Genomic DNA, 18,097 nt, shown 5'->3' with positions numbered 1-18,097 from the left:
CCAGCCCCGGCTGCTCGATACTTCAGATTGATGTTGTCACGTTGGTGACCCCATTCCAACGTGAAATGCCAGCACCCGGCCTTGGGCAGATCCACGACAGATGGGCCCGGTCCGCCTGGCACATCGCGGGAAACAACCAGTCCACCGCCCGCCAGACTGGCATGAATCTTCAAGGTCGTCACGCCCTCTGGCGGCCGACGGGCTACCCAAAGAATCTTGTTATTGTGCCCTTCCCTCGGCGGCACAGTGAATGGCTGACCAAACAAGACAGCGGCGATTCGGTGCTTGGCTCCGAGAATATACGGAGCCCGGGGATCAGGACCGCTAAAGCCGGCCCGCGCCACCCACTTCGGAAGTACACGGCTTGGCGCGCTGCCCACGCAGCTGAACCTGGGCCCCGAGCCAGGCTGTTGGTCAACGCGCGACGAGTGTGACGTCTCCGCGCCGGATGAACAGGACACGAGGCTTGCACTTGCGACCAAGCTGACGATCACCCTGCCGCATGCATGAACTCGCGCGCGGCACGCAGCTGGCGTGTGCGGCATCAGCAAACCTCCATCAGTCGTGAATCACTCCAAGCGAATGCCCCTAGGCCTCCGCCACGGCGTGAGCGCTTCTCCGCGGCGGACCGGCGCCGCCGACCTAGGGCCCAGCTCGGACTTCCGCACCGAAGACCCGCGCGACCTTCATAGATAGGGTGAGGGCGGTCCTGCCTATGTTCCCTCGACTCTGAAACCGCTACTGCACCGCCGTTGGATTTGCCACATGAACGACGCCAGCGGGATCGACGTAGACCTCGACCATGTTCTGTGTGTACGCACCGTACGCCGCGGGCACCAACTCAACACCCGCGTCAATGGATACGGCCCCGGGATCAACGTGCGACGCAAAGATGCCTTGGGGTTCGCCATCGATGATTGCCACGCACACATCTACTACCGAGGTTGTATTCCCACTCTGCGTTAGAGCAACCCAACCCCTGTCAGTCGGAATCGTCATTTCTCATCTCCTCCGTACGTGTCCGCCTTGCTGACTGTTTAACGCCAAGGTCCTTGATTGGCGAGAGAGGCGGCGGGCTCTCAAGCCGACTCCTGAATAGCACCCGACGCCAGTCCCCTACATAACTATAGACGCCACTCGTTGTGGCCACCCCAGTATGTCCTGGTACGCGGGTGGCTAGTATGTGGCGCGAAACCTGGCCCATGCTGTAGATGCTCTTGGCACTCTCCCATAGTGAGACGCTGAGCACTGTCTTGTCCCGCCAATTCACCAGAACGCTCGAGCCGCGAAAGCCCGGGGCGACCTTCTTAACTTGCGGTTTGACGCGCAGATGCAGCAGCAACACAGTCAGCAAGGACCTCCAAGTGCGGCACTCGAAACGTGTGATCACGACCTCACCGCCACCCGGCACCAATTCAAGCAAGGGGGTCTGTCCAGCAACACCTACCTCACAACGAGGGGACCCATCAACAATACCAGTCCCGACGTCACCCTTACCCAAGTGAGCCATTTGTTCCTCCATCGCTCGAGGAGCTTGAACTTCTCGCCCTGGGGAAGCCAAGTGCGGCTCGCGACAGAAAGCGAGAAAAAGAATCCAACCGTTAGACCAAACGCTAGTATCCCTTGCTGATAGAGAAGGACGAATGCAGCGAGGGCCGCCCATAACAAGGAGGTCACCTTCTGCGTCGTCGCGACGAGCCCGATATCTATTCCCCAGACGAGCCCCACCCTCCCTGGTGGTAGATGGCGTATTAGAGCTTGCGGAACTTGGCGCCATGTGTGTGGAGTGTTGTTAGTCAAGTCGGCCAGCCCTAACGCCACGCACAAGATTGCTAGAAGATAAATCCTGACAATGTGTGACATGGCAGACTGAGCTACCAAGCTAATGGAATATGCAACCGCTGCGAGCATGACTCCGCCCAGAAGCGTCCCCGCGCCCAGGCCCACTAGAAATCTCGTGCCCTCAGCACGGCTGCTCCGCATCATTGGACAGGCGACCCCTGCCATAGACATTCCTCAAGGGCTGAACGCCTGCAACAATGCCCCTGCGGCTGCCACCAGCAACCAGGTTGTCATCTAACACTCCGTCAGTTCTTGCTCTGATAACTCAGTTGGGCCTACAGCGTCAGGCCGGTTCGCACTGGTATGCCGATGCGTAGTACTGTCCTTGGTTATTCTTCTTCTCGCAACACGAGCATCGAACGACGCCATTGACGCACACCCATAGATAGTGCGAAACGGATTGACACGACGACAGAGTTGTATTGGGTGGGCAGTATATGAGATTGCAACAGCCACATGTTGACGTGGTTGTGCCGAATGCGGCCGGCGTCTTGCCGAACACAGCGGCGGTGACGACGAGGCCTCCAGCCCCCACACGATGGAGGAAACTGCGCCGCCTAAGGCCGTCAGACGCGGCTCTCTCGTTCTTGCTGTATTTCGTCAAGGTGATCCTCCCTCATTCCCGATCGCAAAGTCTCGAGCGTGGATATAGTATTGAAGACGACAGCGCTTTCCAGGGTCCCGTCGCGGAGTCGGAGTGCGGACGGACTCGTCTGGATGCCAAATGAGCTCCCAATCCACTCGCCTCCAAGATCCACATAAGCGCTTAAGCGGTCCAGACCATGCCGTGCAATGAAGTCACGCCCGACCGTTTCGTTACTGCAAGGAACCACCACCGCCCAGTTCGGGGGCAGCGCCCCGTCTTCCAATTTCGACGACAATTGTGATCCGACTGATTCACATGCCGAGCAGGATGGGCTTAGAACCAGCAATGTCGCATCACCTTCATTTTGAGCCACGGGCGACAGCATGGACGGCCAATCAGTCGGCGACGCGCCGAGCTTTGCCTCTTCCAGCCTGCTGGGTAGGGACGCTGCAGTTCGGTCACCGCCAAGCGGAATCCGGGCGTTGAGTTCAGCCACCATGGCAAACAAGAGCGATACCGCCGCAGCTAGGGCCAGCAACACCAAAGCCACTAGGGCACTTGAAACCGTCATGGTGTCTCCATTCCTGTAGGAATCTTGCGCCAAGGCCACACCGCCATCACTCCCAGTCGATGTATCCATATGGTTGCGAGGAGAACGATGAGAGCTGTGAGCACTGACGACGTGGGTGTGTAATTGAATGCTCCCGCTGTTGTCCCATATAGGACGTTGAACGGCCATACGAGGAGAATTCCAACTCCGCAGATCATGGCTTGTGCTCCAAGGGTGGGCCCATGGTGCGTCCCTAGGCAGCCACAAGGTAATGTGGTACGGCGCGCGATGCCGACGAGCCCGAGCAGGGCCATACCCAGCCCAAGGCAACCTACAAGGGGTGCCGCTATCAGTCTGCCACGATCTATTGAGAGGCCGAACGCGGCCGCGCATTCGGCCAGCGCAATGCACCTGACAAGCGTGTTGTTCGGCTTAACCGACGACGATCCTGCTAACTCTTCAAGAGCCGCGGCAAGCGGGTTGGGCGCGACCAGTTTATTGGTACCTGCCACGAGAAGGAGCGATGCCGCGCACGAATTCAATATGCAGATGGTGGCAGGTGCCATCCCCCACCTCCCCGATCCGCGGTGTCCGGCCCTTCCTGCATGTGCGCAGGAGGACTCAGTACCACGAGGCGGGCTTAGACGTCAACAGAATCCGCTCTCGTGCTGAGTGCGAAGTTGCATGAGCCGCCTTCGATCTCGCAGGTGCGCCGCTACGTGCCGTCGGCGGGTGAGCCGCCCTCCGTCGCTTTGGACGACTCCGCTGCGTTGCGTTCTGGCCGGGTCGGCTCGGGGCTGGACGTGGTCGCCAGGCCCCTATCTGGGTTCGCTCAGGCGGCGGGAGTTGCGCCCGACCCCTTCAGTTGTGCGGTTGTTGCCGGGCGCGGCGGCGAGGTCGCTCACCCAAATGGCGCGCCAGTGCCTACTCGTCGATGACGCACGTCCGTGGCCCCCCGTTGGCGGATCGCTGCTTGCCGCTCGGGGTTTGGGGGGACGCGGGCATCGTCCCTTCCGTCTGGTCGGCGAGTCGCTCTGCGAGTCGCGAGCAGTACTACGCCAAGTGTCCGTGGCGCACCATACTCAATCGTCAACGAGTTGGCGGTCACGCCTTCGAAACCGGCTGGGCGCCGATCAGTGCTGCCGGAACGCGCATAGACTGGCACGGCGCGTCGACGCCATCCCCTCGCACCCCACACTCGGAGTACCACCATGCTCGACAGTCACCAGGCACGCGGTGCGTCAGTCCGACCGACACCGGAGGCAACGGTCTGATGCCTCGTCCGCCGATGCCGCCGGGCGCGTGGGGCAAGATCAAGGTGAGCAAGACCGGTTCGGCCAACCATGAGGCCGCGGCGCGCTACGTCCACTTCAGCGGACGTGTCGCAAGGATCCGCGCCCGTGGGCACAGCGCTCAGGCTGCCCGGATCGCGCTCGTCCGTAAACTCCAGGAGCTCAACGGAGCCGAGGCCAGCGAGGGCGATTTGACGCCGTTGACCACCGTGGCTGAACTCGGCACCTTCTGGCTGCGGGAGAAGCGGGTGCAGCAGATCAGTTCGAATTCGATCAAGGCATACACCAGCACGATAAGAAACCAGATCGTGCCGGTGATCGGTGAGCGTCGCTTGCGCGACTGCCGGACAAGCGTCTTGGATCGCGTCATACAGGATCGGGCGGCACTTGGCTATAGCCCCACCATGCTCCGCAAGGTTCTCCATGGAATGTTCGCCGTCGCCGTCCGTCACGACGTCATGGCATCGAACCCGGTGCGAGAGGTCGCGCGCATCTCGCGGCCGCGACGGGAGATCGAGTACCTCGACCTGGCCCAGATCCAGGAAGTGCGCGCGCTCATCGAGGCGTCCATCCGGAAGCCTCGTCCCGGCCCGCGGCCGACGACCGACCTCAGGGACGCGGTTGATCTCATTCTCGGCACCGGCTGTCGTATCGGAGAGACTGGTGCCCTGATCTACCCCGAGATCGACCTGGGTGCCGGGAACCCAACACTGACCGTCTCCGGGACCATCATCACCGAGACGGGAGTCGGTACCTTCCGGCAGCCGTGGACGAAGTCCAGTGCCGGCTATCGAACCTTGTATGTGCCGCCGTTCGCGGTCGAGATCTTGCTCCGTCGTCAAGTCGAGAACGGTGCCAACCCACATGGCGCGGTGTTTCCGACCCGCAGAGGGACCTGGCGACAGATCTCGAACTGGGAACGGATGTGGAATCAGGTGGTGGACGGTACCGCGTACGACTGGGTCACCTTCCACACTTTTCGCAAGTCCGTGGCCACCCTCATCGACCGCGAGGTCGGCATCGAGGCGGCGCAGGCGCAGCTCGGTCACGACGACAGCGACATCACCCGGGACTTCTATGTTCACAAGGCTTCGGTGGCGCCTGACCTGACCCTGTACCTCGAGAAGTTCCGGCCCTGACATAACGCGCCGCCCGTACCTGTTCCGCCTCACGAGGGGAGGGGACTCGTGGGCTCGGTCGACCCCAAGGACGGGCTGAGCAACCATGCCCGCTTGCGCGTTCAGGTTTGTGGACGGTTTGTGGACACTCTTGGCGGCTTCTTCAGATCACACACCGGACTCAGAGAGCGTTTGCCCAGGTCAGAAGCCTCCATTTGCTCCCCCGGTTGGACTCGAACCAACAACCCTTCGGTTAACAGCCGAATGCTCTGCCAGTTGAGCTACAGGGGATCGTGGAGCCCGCACAGGTTAGCAAGGTCGATCCGGGCGCTGCGAATCGCCGTACGGCGAGTGGTCGGCGACTTCTCAGAGCATCCCCACGTCGGACCGGGCGGCGGCGAGAGCGGTCTCAGCGGCGGCCCGGACGAAGGGGTCGTCGGGGTCGACGCCCTCGTCGTACTCGTAGACCCACTGCACCTCGGAGCGTCCGGAAGGGGCCCGACGGGCGACGACGCGCACGCCGCGGCGACCGGTCACCGGGACGTGCCGCGAGACCAGCACGCTCGCGGTGACCCGCTCCCGCACCAGCTGCAGCAGCCGGTCGGTGTCGCGGGCGGCGGAGTCGGGGATGTGGAAGACGTGGCGGGGTCGCTGCTCACCCCAGGTGCCGACCTCGCTGACCCGGAGCCGGGCCTCGTCACGGTCCCAGTCGGCCGCCTCCACCTGCTCCCAGGGCACCCGGCCGCCCGGGAAGTAGAGCGCGTCCCGGGTGCCGGCGACCCAGCCACCGTCCTCCAAGGGCGCCCACGCCAGCAGCCGCTCCCCCGCCTCCACCTCGACCGGCGGACGGGTGCGCCGGATCGACCTCACGACGCTCCCAGGGCCAGGTCACGCAACTGACGGCGGTGCTGCTCGAGCGCGGTGAGCTCGCCGAACATCCGGTTGTACTCGGTGGTCTGCTCCACCGGGTTGGTGCGCTGCAGCCGTGACTTCACCTCGGCGATCCGCCGCTGTGCGGTGAGCTCCTGGAGCCGGTAGACGGTGTTCGCGACGAACGCGTCGTCGGCGCCGCGCTTGGACGGCACCGGCTCGACGGCGAGCGCCGAGAGGGCCGAGGCCACCGCCGGATCGCCCGCGTGCTCGCGCAGCCGGCCCGCCCAGTCGGTGGTGGCCGCGCCCGGCCCGCCGCTCTGTTCGACCAGCTCCCAGACCGCGCGGTAGGTCGGGTGGGTGAAGTCGTTGGCGCCGAGGTCGGGGGCGGTGCGGGCCACCGCCCCGGGCTCCTGGACGACCAGCTTGAGCGTCTCGCGCTCGAGGACGAAGCGCCGGTCGCGCAGGTCGGGCAGCTGGGGCACCGGGGGACGCGGCGCTTCGTGGGGAGCGGCGGGACCACGGCCTGCACCGGCCTGGCGGCCGGCAGCCTTCTTCACCTCGACCTGGACGTCGGCCGGATCCATGCCGGTCAGCGACGCGATCTCGCGTGCGAAGGAGCTGGCCACCACAGCGGTGTCGCGGCTGCTGTGCACGAGCGCTGCGGCCTCGCGGACCGCGCCGACCCGGCCCTCGGCCCGGTCGAGGTCGTACTTCTTCACGACGTTGGCCAGCACGAAGCGGTACAGCGGCTGCCGGCGGGCGATCAGCTCCCGGACCGCTGCGTCGCCCTTCTGCAGCCGCAGGTCGCACGGGTCGAGGCCGCTCGGCTCGATGGCGACGTAGGTCTGGCTGACGAAGTTCTGGTCGCCCCCGAAGGCACGGAGCGCGGCCTTCTGACCGGCCGCGTCGCCGTCGAAGGTGAAGATCACCTCGCCCGGGAACTCCGCGTGGTCGTTGAGGAACCGCCGAAGGACCCGCGCGTGGTCGTCGCCGAACGCCGTACCGCAGGTCGCGACCGCAGTGCCGACCCCGGACAGGTGGCAGGCCATCACGTCGGTGTAGCCCTCCACGACGACCGCCTTGGACGTCCGCGCCATCTCGCGGCGGGCCAGGTCGATGCCGTAGAGCACCTGGCTCTTCTTGTAGAGGGACGTCTCGGGGGTGTTGAGGTACTTCGCCTCGATCCGGTCGTCGTCGAAGATGCGCCGGGCGCCGAAGCCGATGGTGTCGCCGCTCGAGTCGCGGATCGGCCAGAGCAGGCGGCCTCGGAAGCGGTCGTACGCCGAGCGGCCGATCGCCACCAGCCCGGCCGCGACAGACTCCTCGTCGCTGAACCGCCTCTGCCGCAGATGACGCAGCAGCGCCTCCCCGTCGCGGGGCGCGAAGCCGATGCCGAACTGCTCGGCGACCGCCTGGTCGAAGCCGCGCTCTCTCAGGAACTGGCGTGCCGTCAGTGCATCCGGCGAGCCGAGAGCGTCGGCGTAGAACGCCTGGGCGACCTTGTTCGCCTCGACCAGACGCGAGCGCTGAGGGCCACGCGGACGGTCGGCTCGGGCGTCGCCACCCTCCTCGCGCCGCAGGGTCACGCCGTACCGGTCCGCGAGCCGCTCCACCGCCTCGGCGAAGCCGAGCCCGTCGATCTTCATCAGGAAGTTGAAGACGTCTCCGCCTTCCTGGCAGCCGAAGCAGTGGAAGAACTGGCGTTGCGGGTTGACGTTGAACGACGGGGACTTCTCGTCGTGGAACGGGCACAGGCCCTTGAGCGAGCCGCCGCCGGCCGGGCGGAGCGTGACGTAGTCGGCCACGACCTCGTCGATCCTGGCCTTCTCACGCACCTCCGCGATGTCCTCGTCGCGAATCCGTCCGGCCACGGCGGGAGTCTACGGCGGAGGCCGACACGCCCGGGGCGGATACCACCCGACCTGTGGGGTACGGCTCTGACATGAGTACGTCGACCCCGGGACACGCCGGACACACCGCCCAGGACGACCCTCCTCTCGGCGCCCTGGTGCACGACCTGACCCAGCAGGTCCCCCAGCTCATCCGATCCGAGATCCGGCTTGCACAGGTCGAGCTGACCGAGAAGGGCAAGCGCGCCGGCCTGGGCATCGGGATGTTCAGCGCCGCCGGCCTCTTCGCGTTCCTCGGGCTGTGCTGCCTGGTCACGACCGCGATCCTGGCCCTGGCTCTCGCGCTCCCCGGTTGGCTCTCGGCCCTGATCATCGGCGGCGTGCTCTTCGCCGGCGCCGGGATCGCCGCGCTGCTCGGGAAGAAGGAGGTCGGCCAGGCGACCCCGCCGGCTCCCGAGCACGCGATCGCGGGCGTCAAGGAGGACATCGCCACGGTGAAGGGAGAGCACCGATGAGCAACAACACCAGCCAGATCGAGGCCGAGATCGAGGAGCAGCGCGACCGGCTGGCCGACACCGTCGACCAGCTGGCTCACAAGCTCGACGTGAAGGCCCAGGCGAAGGAACGTGCCGCGGACCTCAAGGACCGGGTGACCACCGCCGGCGGCAAGCCGCGCCCCGCGCTGCTCGTCGCCGGGGCGGGACTGGTGGTCGCCGTCGGACTGCTGGTCTGGTGGCGTCGGGGATGACCTCGGACGCGCCGACCGGTACGTCGGCAGCGGCCAAGGTCGAGTCGCCGACCGACCTGAGCCGGCGGTCGTGGATGTACGTGCTGCGCAGGACCTACCGGGAGTTCGGCGACGACCACTGCACCGATCTCGCGGCCGGGCTGACCTACTACGCCGTCCTCTCGCTGTTCCCCGCGGCGATCGCGCTGATCTCGCTGCTCGGCGTGCTCGGCCAGGGCACGACCAGCGTCGACAAGGTCATCCAGGTGCTCAAGCCCATGGTCTCGTCGAACACGCTCAACAACACCGTGCAGCCCGCGCTCGAGCACATCGCTGCCTCTCAGGGAGCCGGTCTCGGCCTCGTGCTCGGCATCCTGGGCGCCCTCTGGTCGGCATCGGGGTACGTCGGCGCCTTCGGCCGGGCCATGAACGCCGTCTACGAGATCGACGAGGGCCGGCCGTTCTGGAAGCTCCGTCCGCTCATGCTGATCGTCACGCTGGTCGCAATCCTGCTCATGGCCTGCGTGATCGTGATGCTCGTGGTCTCGGGTCCCCTGGCGGACTCGATCGGCAGCGTGATCGGGCTCGGCTCCCAGGCGGTCACGGTCTGGAACATCGCCAAGTGGCCGGTGATCGTGCTGTTCGTCGTCCTGATCGTGGCGATGCTGTACTACGCGACGCCGAACGTGCGGCAGCCGAATTTCCGCTGGATCTCCATCGGGGCCTTCGTGGCGATCATCGTCTGGATCGTGGCCTCGGTGGCTTTCGCGTTCTACGTCTCGTCGTTCGGGAGCTACAACAAGACCTACGGCTCGCTCGCGGGCGCGGTCGCCGGCCTGCTGTGGCTGTGGATCACCAACGTGGCCCTGCTGTTCGGCGCCGAGCTCGACTCGGAGCTGGAGCGGGGACGCGAGCTCCAGGCGGGCATCGCGGCCGAGCAGGAGCTCCAGCTGCCGGCGCGCGACACCCGAGGCATCCGCAAGGCTCGCAAGAAGATGCAGAAGGACCTCGCGCGCGGCCGGGCCATCCGCGAGCTTGCGACCGAGAGCGAGGAGACCAAGGAGGGATCATGATGAAGAAGCTGTTGTTGCTGGCCGGGCTCGCGATCGGCTACGTGCTGGGTGCCCGGGCCGGTCGTGAGCGGTACGACCAGATCATGAACCTGGTGAACCGGATCAAGGACGATCCGCGCGTGCAGCAGAAGGCGCACCAGGCGATGGACGTCGCCAAGGAACAGGCCCCGGTGGTGGCCGACAAGGTCACCCATGCCGCCAGCGCGGCGGCGTCCAAGGTCTCCGGCGACGGGCGCCACGAGGCCCACCACATGGCCGGACCCCAGGGCGACCTGCCCTAGGGTCGTAAGCGGGAGTGCCAGGCGAGGGCGCTGGCATCGGTGAGCGAGGCCACCTGGTCGATCACCACCCGGAGCCGTGCGGCGTCGTCGGTGGCGTCGGCCCAGTCGCTCGCGAACACCGGCTCGAGGTGGTCTGGCGCCGCCTTGGCGAGCGCCTCGACGAGCGCGGTCAGCTGCTCGCGCTGACGGGCCATCGCCCGGACCCGGTCGTCGGCCTGCATCACGTAGTGGGCGGCGATCCCCTTGAGCACCGCCATCTCGACGCGCGAGTCCTCGGGCACGACCAGGTCCGCGTCGTACCGCACCCGTGGGCCGGGGTACGCCGCGAACGTGGCGGCCCGCGCCCCCGCAGCGAAGCGCCCGATCACGTCGCTGGTCAGGTTCTTCAGGGCAGCCAGCGCCCGCCTGCTCCCGTCGTACGGCGTGGCCGGCCAGGAGCCGACCGCGCGGAGCCGCGTCAGCGCGTCGGTGAGCATGTCGGCGTCGGCGTCCGGGAGGTACCAGCCGCGCACGGCGCTCCACACCGCGTCCACGTCGAGCCGGGTCAGGTCGATCCGGCCGGCGACCACGCCGTCCTCGACGTCGTGGACGGAGTAGGCGATGTCGTCGGCGAGATCCATCACCTGGGCCTCGAAGCACTGCCGGCGCCCGGGCGCGCCGGCGCGCATCCACTCGAAGACCGGCCGGTCGTCGTCGTACACCCCGAACTTCCGGACCACGCGCGGCGACCCGTCGGCGTGCACGCCGTCGGGCACGGCGGCGTCGGCCAGTGGCCACGGGTACTTCGTGCAGGCGTCGAGCGTCGCCCGGGAGAGGTTGAGCCCGGCGGAGCGTCCGTCGGGGTCGAACGTCTTGGCCTCGAGCCGGGTCAGCAGCCGCAGGGTCTGTGCATTCCCCTCGAAGCCACCGCAGTCCGCCGCCGCCTCCGCCAGCACGCGCTCGCCGTTGTGCCCGAACGGCGGGTGGCCGAGGTCGTGGGCGAGCGCGGCGGTCTCGACCAGGTCGGGTTCGCAGCCGATCGCCCGGGCCAGGTCCCGCGCGATCTGGGCGACCTCGAGGCTGTGGGTCAGCCGGTTGCGGACGAAGTCGTCGGTCTGGGGCCCGACCACCTGGGTCTTGGCGGCCAGACGCCGGCTGGCGGCGGCGTGCACGACGCGCGCGCGGTCGCGCTCGAACGCCGTGCGCTCGGGCGCGGGCACCCGCTTCGGCGGCTCCGCCACCCAGCGCTCGCGCGCGGCCTCGTCGTACGACATCGAGCCGAGACTAGGCCACGTGCTGGTCAGTACACCGAGACGTGCACGTGGTCGTAGTGGTTGGCGGTCGCCGAGCCGCGGTCGGCGAAGAGCCGCCAGCCCTCGGAGGCCCGGACCGGCGTCCAGATGTGCTGGCGCCAGAGGATGTCGTAGACGTGCAGCTCGGCGGCGTGCTGCTGGAGGAACGCCGCGATCGCGTTGCCCAGCGTGACGTCGCTGGTCATGATGTCGAGCGCCTTGCCGGAGGCGTGCTCGCCGTGAGCGTCCCAGCCGCCGTACGACGTGATCTGCGGGAAGGCGTGGCACACCGAGCGGTAGACGTAGACCGCGGCCGGGGTGAGCCGGTACTCGACCGAGCCGTCCGGGCACGGAGCCATCGACAGGCCCGCGGCGGCCGCAGCCGCGGAGGAGCCCGCGTCGGGCTTGTCCTCGGAGAGGTAGCCCTCGGTGACCCACCGCGACCGGCCGTGGACGACGACCTCGACGCGGCCGTCGGCACTCCGCCCGGTGACGAGCACGTGCTTGCCGGCGTCGAGCAGTCCGAGCTGCTCCGCGGCCCGGGACGAGCTCGACCAGAGGTTGAGGTCGACGGTCGTCCACTTCCGCTCGTGGGCCCGCTCCACGGCGCGGGCGGTCGCCCGCTGCGCGGCGATGCCGTCCTGGAAGTTGCGCGCCGCGGTGCGATCGAAGGACCGTGAGACGGGGGCGGCGTCGTAGCGGCCCGGGTCGAGCTTCACGGGCTGCTGCTGCGGGCCCTGGACGTCGATGGACGCGGCGGGGTTGGCCCGGACGAGGCCGAACCCGACGGCCGGCAGGGTCGCCGCGACGGCGGCGCCGACGGCGAACTTCGCGGTCCGCGACCCGGTGCGGGAGACGAACCGGCGGGCATTGGTTTCCCGCTTGTGGCGTGGGTGAGCCACAGCGCTGAATTCCTTTGCAGTTCGAGTTCGGGGGGACAACGGATCCGGGCCCGACCCTCCGCCCGAGGAAGGATCACGTTCCGGACACGCCGTGGCAGTCAAGCACAGGGGCAGGTGCCTCCGAAATCCGGGGCCCGCCGCCGGGCGTGTCGCCGCCTCAGCCGCCCGTCGTCTCGTCGGCGTCCTCGGTGAGCCGCAGCGAGGTGCCGTCGGTGTCCTCGAGCCAGCCCTCCGGCAGCACCACGCGCTCGCGCGGCGAGCCCTGCCGCCCGCGCGGGGCTCCGAGCTCGGTGACCGGGAACGGCTCGTCCGGGTCGAGGTCGTCGAAAAGCACGTCGAGGGCGGCCAGCGAGTCGACCAGCGCCAGCGAGTGGCGGAGCCGGCCGCCGGCGCGGAACCCCTTGAGGTACCACGAGACGTGCTTGCGGAACTCCTTGCACCCCCGCTCCTCGCCCATGTGCCGGCTCAGCAGCTCGGCGTGCCGGCGCATCATGCTCCGGACCTCGCCGAGGGTGGGCAGCGTCCGGACCTTCTCTCCGCCGAAGGCCGCGGCCAGGTCGCGGAAGAGCCACGGGCGGCCCAGGCATCCGCGACCGACGACCACCCCAGCGGCGCCGGTCTGCTCGACCATCCGCAGCGCGTCGGAGGCCTCCCAGATGTCGCCGTTGCCGAGCACCGGGATGTCGACGTGCGCCACGAGGCGAGCGATCGCCTCCCAGTCGGCCTGCCCGCTGTAGGACTGCGCGACGGTCCGACCGTGCAGGGCCACGGCGACGATGCCGGACTCCTGGGCGATCCGGCCCGCGTCGAGATAGGTCAGGTGGTCCTCGTCGAGGCCCTTGCGGGTCTTCATGGTGACCGGCACGCCGTACGGCGCGGCGGCGGCGACGGCGGAGCTGAGGATCTCGCCGAGCAGCCCGCGCTTCCACGGCAGCGCACCCCCGCCGCCCTTGCGGGTGACCTTGGGCACCGGGCAGCCGAAGTTGAGGTCGACGTGATGCACGCCGTACTCCCCGCAGAGGATCTCCGTGGCCTTGCCGACGTACGACGGGTCGGTTCCGTAGAGCTGGACCGACCGCGTGGTCTCGAGGTCGTCGAAGACCAGCATCTTCAGGGTCGTCGAGTCACGCTCGACCAGGCCTCGGGACGTGATCATCTCGCAGACGTAGAGGCCCGCGCCCTGCTCGGCGCAGAGCCGCCGGTACGCCGCGTTCGTGATGCCCGCCATCGGGGCGAGCACCACCGGCACGGGCACGGTGAGCGGGCCGAGGGTCAGGGGCATCGGCCCATTCTCGCTCAGTGGCGCTTGGCGGCCGAAATGACGCGTCCTTTCCAGGTGATCGCGTCGAACGACTCGGTCGGTCGGAAGCTGATCGCCACGAGCTTGCCGTGCGAGGGCGCGAAGTAGACCAGGCAGACCGAGGTCCGCTTGCCGCGGGTGAACTTCGCCGGCAGCGGCCGGCTCGGGCACGGCGTGTACTGCGCCTGGAACGTCGAGGACTGCAGCAGCGTGTTCCGCTGGTCGAGGAGGTAGAGCGGCACCGGGTCACCGGCCAGATCCGACCTGCCGAGGTTGCGCACCCGGGCATGGACGAAGTACGGCGTGGACCGCTGGGTCGCGCGGTCGAGCCGCCAGTCGGAGAACGCGCTGATCGGCATCTTCTGGAGCTTGGTGACCGTCATCGAGATCACCCCGAGGGTCTTCTGGTCCGGTCTCCAGCTGACCCGGGCGGTGTCGCCGACCTTCAGCTGCGACCCCTGCGCGGTGAGCTTCACGCCCTCCACGACCGTCGCCGATGAGCTCGCGCCCTGCTCGGTGCTCGACGAACCGCCGGAGGGCGAGGTCGACGAGCCCGTTCCGCCCGCGGCCGGCGTCGAGGTGCTCGAGCCGCCGCCTCCGCACCCGGTCAGCGCCAGCGCGGCGACGGCGGCGAGCGCGGGGAGGGCGGTACGACGCATCACGCGGTCAGCATCCCAGGAGACGCTCGGCGAAGTACCCGCTGACCTGGTCGAGGCCGATCCGCTCCTGCTTCATCGAGTCGCGCTCGCGGACGGTGACCGCCTGGTCCTCCAGGGTGTCGAAGTCGACGGTCACGCAGTACGGCGTGCCGATCTCGTCCTGGCGGCGGTAGCGGCGGCCGATGGCGCCGGAGTCGTCGAAGTCGACGTTCCAGCCGCGCCCGCGGAGCTCGGCGGCGAGGTCGCGCGCCTTCGGCGACAGGTCGGCGTTCCGGCTGAGCGGAAGCACCGCGACCTTGACCGGCGCGAGCCGCGGGTCGAGCCGGAGCACGACGCGCTTGTCGACGCCACCCTTGGTGTTCGGCGCCTCGTCCTCGGTGTAGGCGTCGAGCAGGAACGCCATCAGCGCGCGGTTGGGGCCGAGCGCCGGCTCGATCACGTAGGGGATGTAGCGCTCGCCGCTGCCCTGGTCGAAGTACGACAGGTCCTGCCCGGAGAACTGCGAGTGCTGGGTGAGGTCGAAGTCGGTGCGGTTCGCGATGCCCTCGAGCTCCTCGAACTCGCGGCCCGAGAAGCCGAAGCGGTACTCGATGTCGACCGTCCGCTTCGCGTAGTGGCTGAGCTTCTCCTGGGGGTGCTCGAAGTGGCGCAGGTTGTCCGAGCTCAGGCCGAGGTCGGTGAACCATCGGGTGCGCTCGTCGATCCAGTACTGGTGCCAGTGCTCGTCCTCGCCGGGCTTGACGAAGAACTCCATCTCCATCTGCTCGAACTCGCGGGTGCGGAAGATGAAGTTGCCGGGGGTGATCTCGTTGCGGAAGCTCTTGCCCATCTGGGCGATGCCGAACGGCGGCTTCATCCGGGCGCTGGTCACGATGTTGGCGAAGTTCAGGAAGATGCCCTGCGCGGTCTCGGGGCGGAGGTAGTGCAGCCCCGACTCGTCCTCCACGACGCCGAGGTAGGTCTTCAACATCATGTTGAACTGCCGCGGCTCGGTCCAGGTGTGCCGGTTGCCGCAGTTCGGACACGGCACCAGCTCGTTGATGTCGACGGTGTCCGGGTCGGCGACGTCGTGCTTGCCGGCGTACTCCTCCTGGAGATGGTCCTCGCGGAAGCGCTTGTGGCACGACTGGCACTCGACCAGCGGGTCGGTGAACGTCGCGAGGTGGCCGCTGGCCTCCCAGGTCCGGGTCGGCAGGATGATCGCGGAGTCGAGGCCGACCATGTCGTCGCGGGCGGTGACCATGGCACGCCACCACTGCTTCTTGACGTTCTCCTTCAGCTCCACGCCGAGAGGGCCGTAGTCCCAGGCCGAGCGGGTGCCGCCGTAGATCTCGCCCGAGGGGAAGACGAAGCCGCGGCGCTTGCAGAGGGAGACGACGGTGTCGAGGGTGCTGGGAGGTGGCTTGGCCACGAAGACTGCTCCTGGTGTCGGCCGGCTGGCTGTCGGTCAGTTCGGGAGAGTTCAGCCTAACGACCTGGCATCGGGTCGGTTCAACTCGGCTCCGGGTTCGACCGTCTCGTAGGCGCTCGGCTCGTCCAGCGCGCGGCTCAGGGTCGGCACGGCGGCGAGCTTCACGTCGTACGCCGAGAGGGCGCGGCGGTAGGCGCCCGGGCCCTCCCACTCGGTGGTCAGCACCCACAGCTCCGGATCGTCGACGTTGCGTCCTATCCGCCCGGCGACGTGGCCACGCTGCACGGCGAGGACCCCGCGGGCCCGCTCCAGGTCGTCGCGGAACGCCGCCTGCTCGGCCTCGGGGACGCGGAAGCGGTTGACGACGATCACGACCGCAGGCTAGCCCTCACATGATGCGGCGCAGCAGGCTGATCCGGGCTCCCTGGTCGTTGCGGAACCCCAGCCGCCACCAGGTCATCGGGTCCATCCGGGCGTGCGAGGTGGTCACCGCCCTCCGCAGCACGGTCTGCAGCTCTGCCTTCGGAGTCCAGCCCCACACTCCGAACATCGCCCGGCCGCCGGTCGCGTCCTCGAGCAGCAGCTGCGTCCGGAACAGGAACAGCCCCCGCTCCGAGGTCAGGCCGCCGTGGTACGAGACGGACCGGGCGCGCTCCAGACGAGCGAGGTCGACCGACCCGCCCGGGCCCTTCGCCACCTGCTCCCGGCCCACGACGCTGAGCACGCCGTCGCGCACCACGAGGCTCGGCGCGAACGCCGTCAGGACCGAGATCCCGAGCACCACGAGGAGGGCCAGCAGCAGGAGCACGACCACGCCCGGGTTGAGACCGAGCAGCACCGCCACGACCAGTGCGACGGCCGGCACGAGCGGAGCCAGCATCGCGCGAGTGAAGCTCACGCGCAGCGCGACGTGGGTCTCCGGCGTACTCCCGAGCTGCTCCGACACGCCGCCATCGTCGCACCGGACGGCGTCAGCCGCCGGTGTAGTGCTGATCTGCCACCTTCAGCGCCTCGTCCAGGACCGCCAGGCCCTCACGCAGCTCGTCCTCGGACGTCGTGCACGGCGGGACGACGTGCAGTCGGTTGAAGTGGATGAACGGCCACATCCCGCGCTCCTTGCACGCGGCAGCGAGCTCCCCCATCGGCTTGGCGTCCTCACCCGCCGCGTTGAACGGCACCAGTGGCTCGTGGGTCTCGCGGTCGCGGACCAGCTCGACGGCCCAGAACATCCCGAGGCCGCGCACCTCACCGACGGACGGGTGGTTCTCGGCGATCCGGGCCAGCTCGGGGCCGATCACCTGCGTCCCCATGTCGCGGGCGTGCTCGACGATCCGCTCCTCCTTGAAGATCTCGATCGAGGCGACGGCGCTGGCGCACGCGAGCGGATGGCCGCTGTAGGTGAGACCGCCGGGGTAGACCCGTTCCTGGAAGGTCGCGTTGATCGCGTCGTTGATGAGGACGCCGCCGAGGGGGACGTAGCCGGAGTTCACGCCCTTGGCGAAGGTGATCAGGTCGGGCACGACGTCCCAGTGCTGGATCGCGAACCACTCGCCCGCACGCGCGAAGCCGGACATCACCTCGTCGGCGATCATCACGATCCCGAGCTCGTCGCAGATCTCGCGGACCCCGGCCAGGTAGCCGGCGGGGGGCACCAGGATGCCGTTGGTGCCGACGACCGTCTCGAGGATGATCGCGGCGATCGTCGTCGGCCCCTCGAGCGCGATCAGCTCGCGGAGGTGGGCCAGCGCGCGCTCGGACTCCTCCTCCTCGGTGGTCGCGTGGAAGGCCGAGCGGTAGAGGTAGGGACCGAAGTAGTGGACGACACCACCGAGACCCGGCTCGCTCGGCCAGCGGCGCGGGTCACCGGTCAGGGTGATCGACCCGGCAGTGGCGCCGTGGTAGGAGCGGTACGCCGCGAGCACCTTGTGCCGCCCGGTGTGCAGCCGGGCCATCCGGATCGCGTTCTCCGTGGCCTCCGCGCCGGCGTTGGTGAAGAACACCCGGCTCAGGTCGCCCGGGGCTACCTCGGCGATCAGGCGCGCGGCCTCCGAGCGCGCGTCGTTGGCGAACGACGGTTGGATCGTGGTCATCGACTGCGCGTAGTCGGCAATGGCCCTGACCAGCTTCGGGTGCTGGTAGCCGATGTTGACGTTGACCAGCTGGCTGGAGAAGTCGAGGTAGGAGTTCCCGGCGTAGTCGGTGAAGCGCGAGCCGGACGCACTGGCGATCGGCAGCGGGTCGATCAGCGCCTGCGCGGACCACGAGTGGAAGACATGGGCACGGTCGAGATCGCGGACCGTCTCCTCGTCGGTGGGGATGCCGGCCAGCGGGCCGTCGTACGTCGGGGTCATCTGGGTCTCCT

At 68.0% G+C, this 18,097-nt stretch carries 18 protein-coding genes and 1 tRNA gene; 5 read left to right on the top strand and 14 right to left on the bottom strand.

The window, feature by feature from the left end:
• Positions 1 to 738: 738 nt before the first annotated feature.
• The 3 genes from VGK78_RS06580 to VGK78_RS20330 form a co-directional block, all read right to left on the bottom strand.
• Positions 739 to 924, bottom strand: a complete 186-nt coding sequence (locus VGK78_RS06580) for a hypothetical protein (protein WP_331526738.1) — start codon at positions 922 to 924, stop codon at positions 739 to 741.
• Between the two features lie 1,484 nt (positions 925 to 2,408).
• Entirely contained in the window at positions 2,409 to 2,999 is a 591-nt protein-coding gene (locus tag VGK78_RS06575; protein ID WP_331526737.1) for a hypothetical protein, read from the bottom strand.
• Entirely contained in the window at positions 2,996 to 3,544 is a 549-nt protein-coding gene (locus VGK78_RS20330) for a MauE/DoxX family redox-associated membrane protein (protein WP_414690640.1), read from the bottom strand. Before VGK78_RS20330 ends, VGK78_RS06575 begins: the two co-directional genes overlap by 4 nt.
• A 722-nt stretch (positions 3,545 to 4,266) precedes the next feature.
• Here VGK78_RS20330 and VGK78_RS06570 point away from each other — a divergent pair.
• The gene (locus VGK78_RS06570) at positions 4,267 to 5,409 is read left to right on the top strand and encodes a tyrosine-type recombinase/integrase (RefSeq protein WP_331526736.1); all 1,143 of its coding nucleotides are present in this window, start codon (positions 4,267 to 4,269) and stop codon (positions 5,407 to 5,409) included.
• Positions 5,410 to 5,606: 197 nt separating this feature from the next.
• Here the strand turns inward: VGK78_RS06570 and VGK78_RS06565 are convergent.
• From VGK78_RS06565 to dnaG, 3 genes are all read right to left on the bottom strand, one after another.
• Positions 5,607 to 5,679, bottom strand: a tRNA-Asn gene (locus VGK78_RS06565).
• A 75-nt stretch (positions 5,680 to 5,754) separates the two neighbouring features.
• Entirely contained in the window at positions 5,755 to 6,258 is a 504-nt protein-coding gene (locus tag VGK78_RS06560) for a hypothetical protein (RefSeq protein WP_331526735.1), read from the bottom strand.
• A complete protein-coding gene (gene dnaG, locus VGK78_RS06555) occupies positions 6,255 to 8,132 on the bottom strand; it encodes a DNA primase (protein ID WP_331526734.1) in 1,878 nt (625 codons plus the stop codon). The genes VGK78_RS06560 and dnaG overlap by 4 nt, the downstream gene beginning before the upstream one ends.
• Before the next feature lie 71 nt (positions 8,133 to 8,203).
• Here dnaG and VGK78_RS06550 point away from each other — a divergent pair, with 71 nt between their 5' ends.
• The 4 genes from VGK78_RS06550 to VGK78_RS06535 are packed head-to-tail and all read left to right on the top strand — an operon-like array spanning position 8,204 to position 10,192.
• Positions 8,204 to 8,626, top strand: coding sequence for a phage holin family protein (locus VGK78_RS06550; protein WP_331526733.1), 423 nt, complete (start codon positions 8,204 to 8,206; stop codon positions 8,624 to 8,626).
• Positions 8,623 to 8,859, top strand: coding sequence for a DUF3618 domain-containing protein (locus tag VGK78_RS06545; RefSeq protein WP_331526732.1), 237 nt, complete (start codon positions 8,623 to 8,625; stop codon positions 8,857 to 8,859). The genes VGK78_RS06550 and VGK78_RS06545 overlap by 4 nt, the downstream gene beginning before the upstream one ends.
• Positions 8,856 to 9,911 carry a YihY/virulence factor BrkB family protein gene (locus tag VGK78_RS06540; RefSeq protein WP_331526731.1) on the top strand — a complete coding sequence of 352 codons (1,056 nt, stop codon included), beginning with the start codon at positions 8,856 to 8,858 and terminating at the stop codon, positions 9,909 to 9,911. Before VGK78_RS06545 ends, VGK78_RS06540 begins: the two co-directional genes overlap by 4 nt.
• Positions 9,908 to 10,192, top strand: coding sequence for a hypothetical protein (locus VGK78_RS06535; protein ID WP_331526730.1), 285 nt, complete (start codon positions 9,908 to 9,910; stop codon positions 10,190 to 10,192). Before VGK78_RS06540 ends, VGK78_RS06535 begins: the two co-directional genes overlap by 4 nt.
• Here VGK78_RS06535 and VGK78_RS06530 read toward each other — a convergent pair.
• From VGK78_RS06530 to VGK78_RS06495, 8 genes are all read right to left on the bottom strand, one after another.
• Positions 10,189 to 11,445: a deoxyguanosinetriphosphate triphosphohydrolase gene (locus VGK78_RS06530; protein ID WP_331526728.1), complete on the bottom strand. Its 1,257-nt coding sequence runs from the start codon at positions 11,443 to 11,445 to the stop codon at positions 10,189 to 10,191. The two genes, VGK78_RS06535 and VGK78_RS06530, sit on opposite strands and share 4 nt — an antisense overlap.
• A gap of 26 nt (positions 11,446 to 11,471) precedes the next feature.
• Complete coding sequence (locus VGK78_RS06525; protein ID WP_331526727.1) at positions 11,472 to 12,365, bottom strand: mucin-2 protein; 894 nt, start codon at positions 12,363 to 12,365, stop codon at positions 11,472 to 11,474.
• Between the two features lie 157 nt (positions 12,366 to 12,522).
• Positions 12,523 to 13,647 carry a tRNA dihydrouridine synthase DusB gene (dusB, locus tag VGK78_RS06520; protein WP_331526726.1) on the bottom strand — a complete coding sequence of 375 codons (1,125 nt, stop codon included), beginning with the start codon at positions 13,645 to 13,647 and terminating at the stop codon, positions 12,523 to 12,525.
• 14 nt (positions 13,648 to 13,661) lie between these two features.
• Positions 13,662 to 14,327, bottom strand: coding sequence for a hypothetical protein (locus VGK78_RS06515; protein WP_331526725.1), 666 nt, complete (start codon positions 14,325 to 14,327; stop codon positions 13,662 to 13,664).
• A 4-nt stretch (positions 14,328 to 14,331) separates the two neighbouring features.
• Positions 14,332 to 15,735 (bottom strand): glycine--tRNA ligase, encoded by a 1,404-nt coding sequence (locus VGK78_RS06510; protein ID WP_331526724.1) that lies wholly within the window; start codon positions 15,733 to 15,735, stop codon positions 14,332 to 14,334.
• A 51-nt stretch (positions 15,736 to 15,786) separates the two neighbouring features.
• The gene (locus tag VGK78_RS06505) at positions 15,787 to 16,107 is read right to left on the bottom strand and encodes an antibiotic biosynthesis monooxygenase family protein (RefSeq protein WP_331526723.1); all 321 of its coding nucleotides are present in this window, start codon (positions 16,105 to 16,107) and stop codon (positions 15,787 to 15,789) included.
• Between the two features lie 16 nt (positions 16,108 to 16,123).
• On the bottom strand, positions 16,124 to 16,681 hold the full coding sequence (locus VGK78_RS06500) for a hypothetical protein (protein WP_331526722.1): 558 nt from the start codon (positions 16,679 to 16,681) through the stop codon (positions 16,124 to 16,126).
• A gap of 25 nt (positions 16,682 to 16,706) precedes the next feature.
• Positions 16,707 to 18,086, bottom strand: coding sequence for an aspartate aminotransferase family protein (locus VGK78_RS06495; protein ID WP_331526720.1), 1,380 nt, complete (start codon positions 18,084 to 18,086; stop codon positions 16,707 to 16,709).
• Positions 18,087 to 18,097 lie beyond the last annotated feature (11 nt).

Source organism: Nocardioides sp. (genome assembly GCF_036503465.1).
Lineage (GTDB): Bacteria > Actinomycetota > Actinomycetes > Propionibacteriales > Nocardioidaceae > Nocardioides.
Note: the sequence above shows the minus strand (reverse complement) of the source record. Positions and strands in the feature narration are given on the sequence as shown.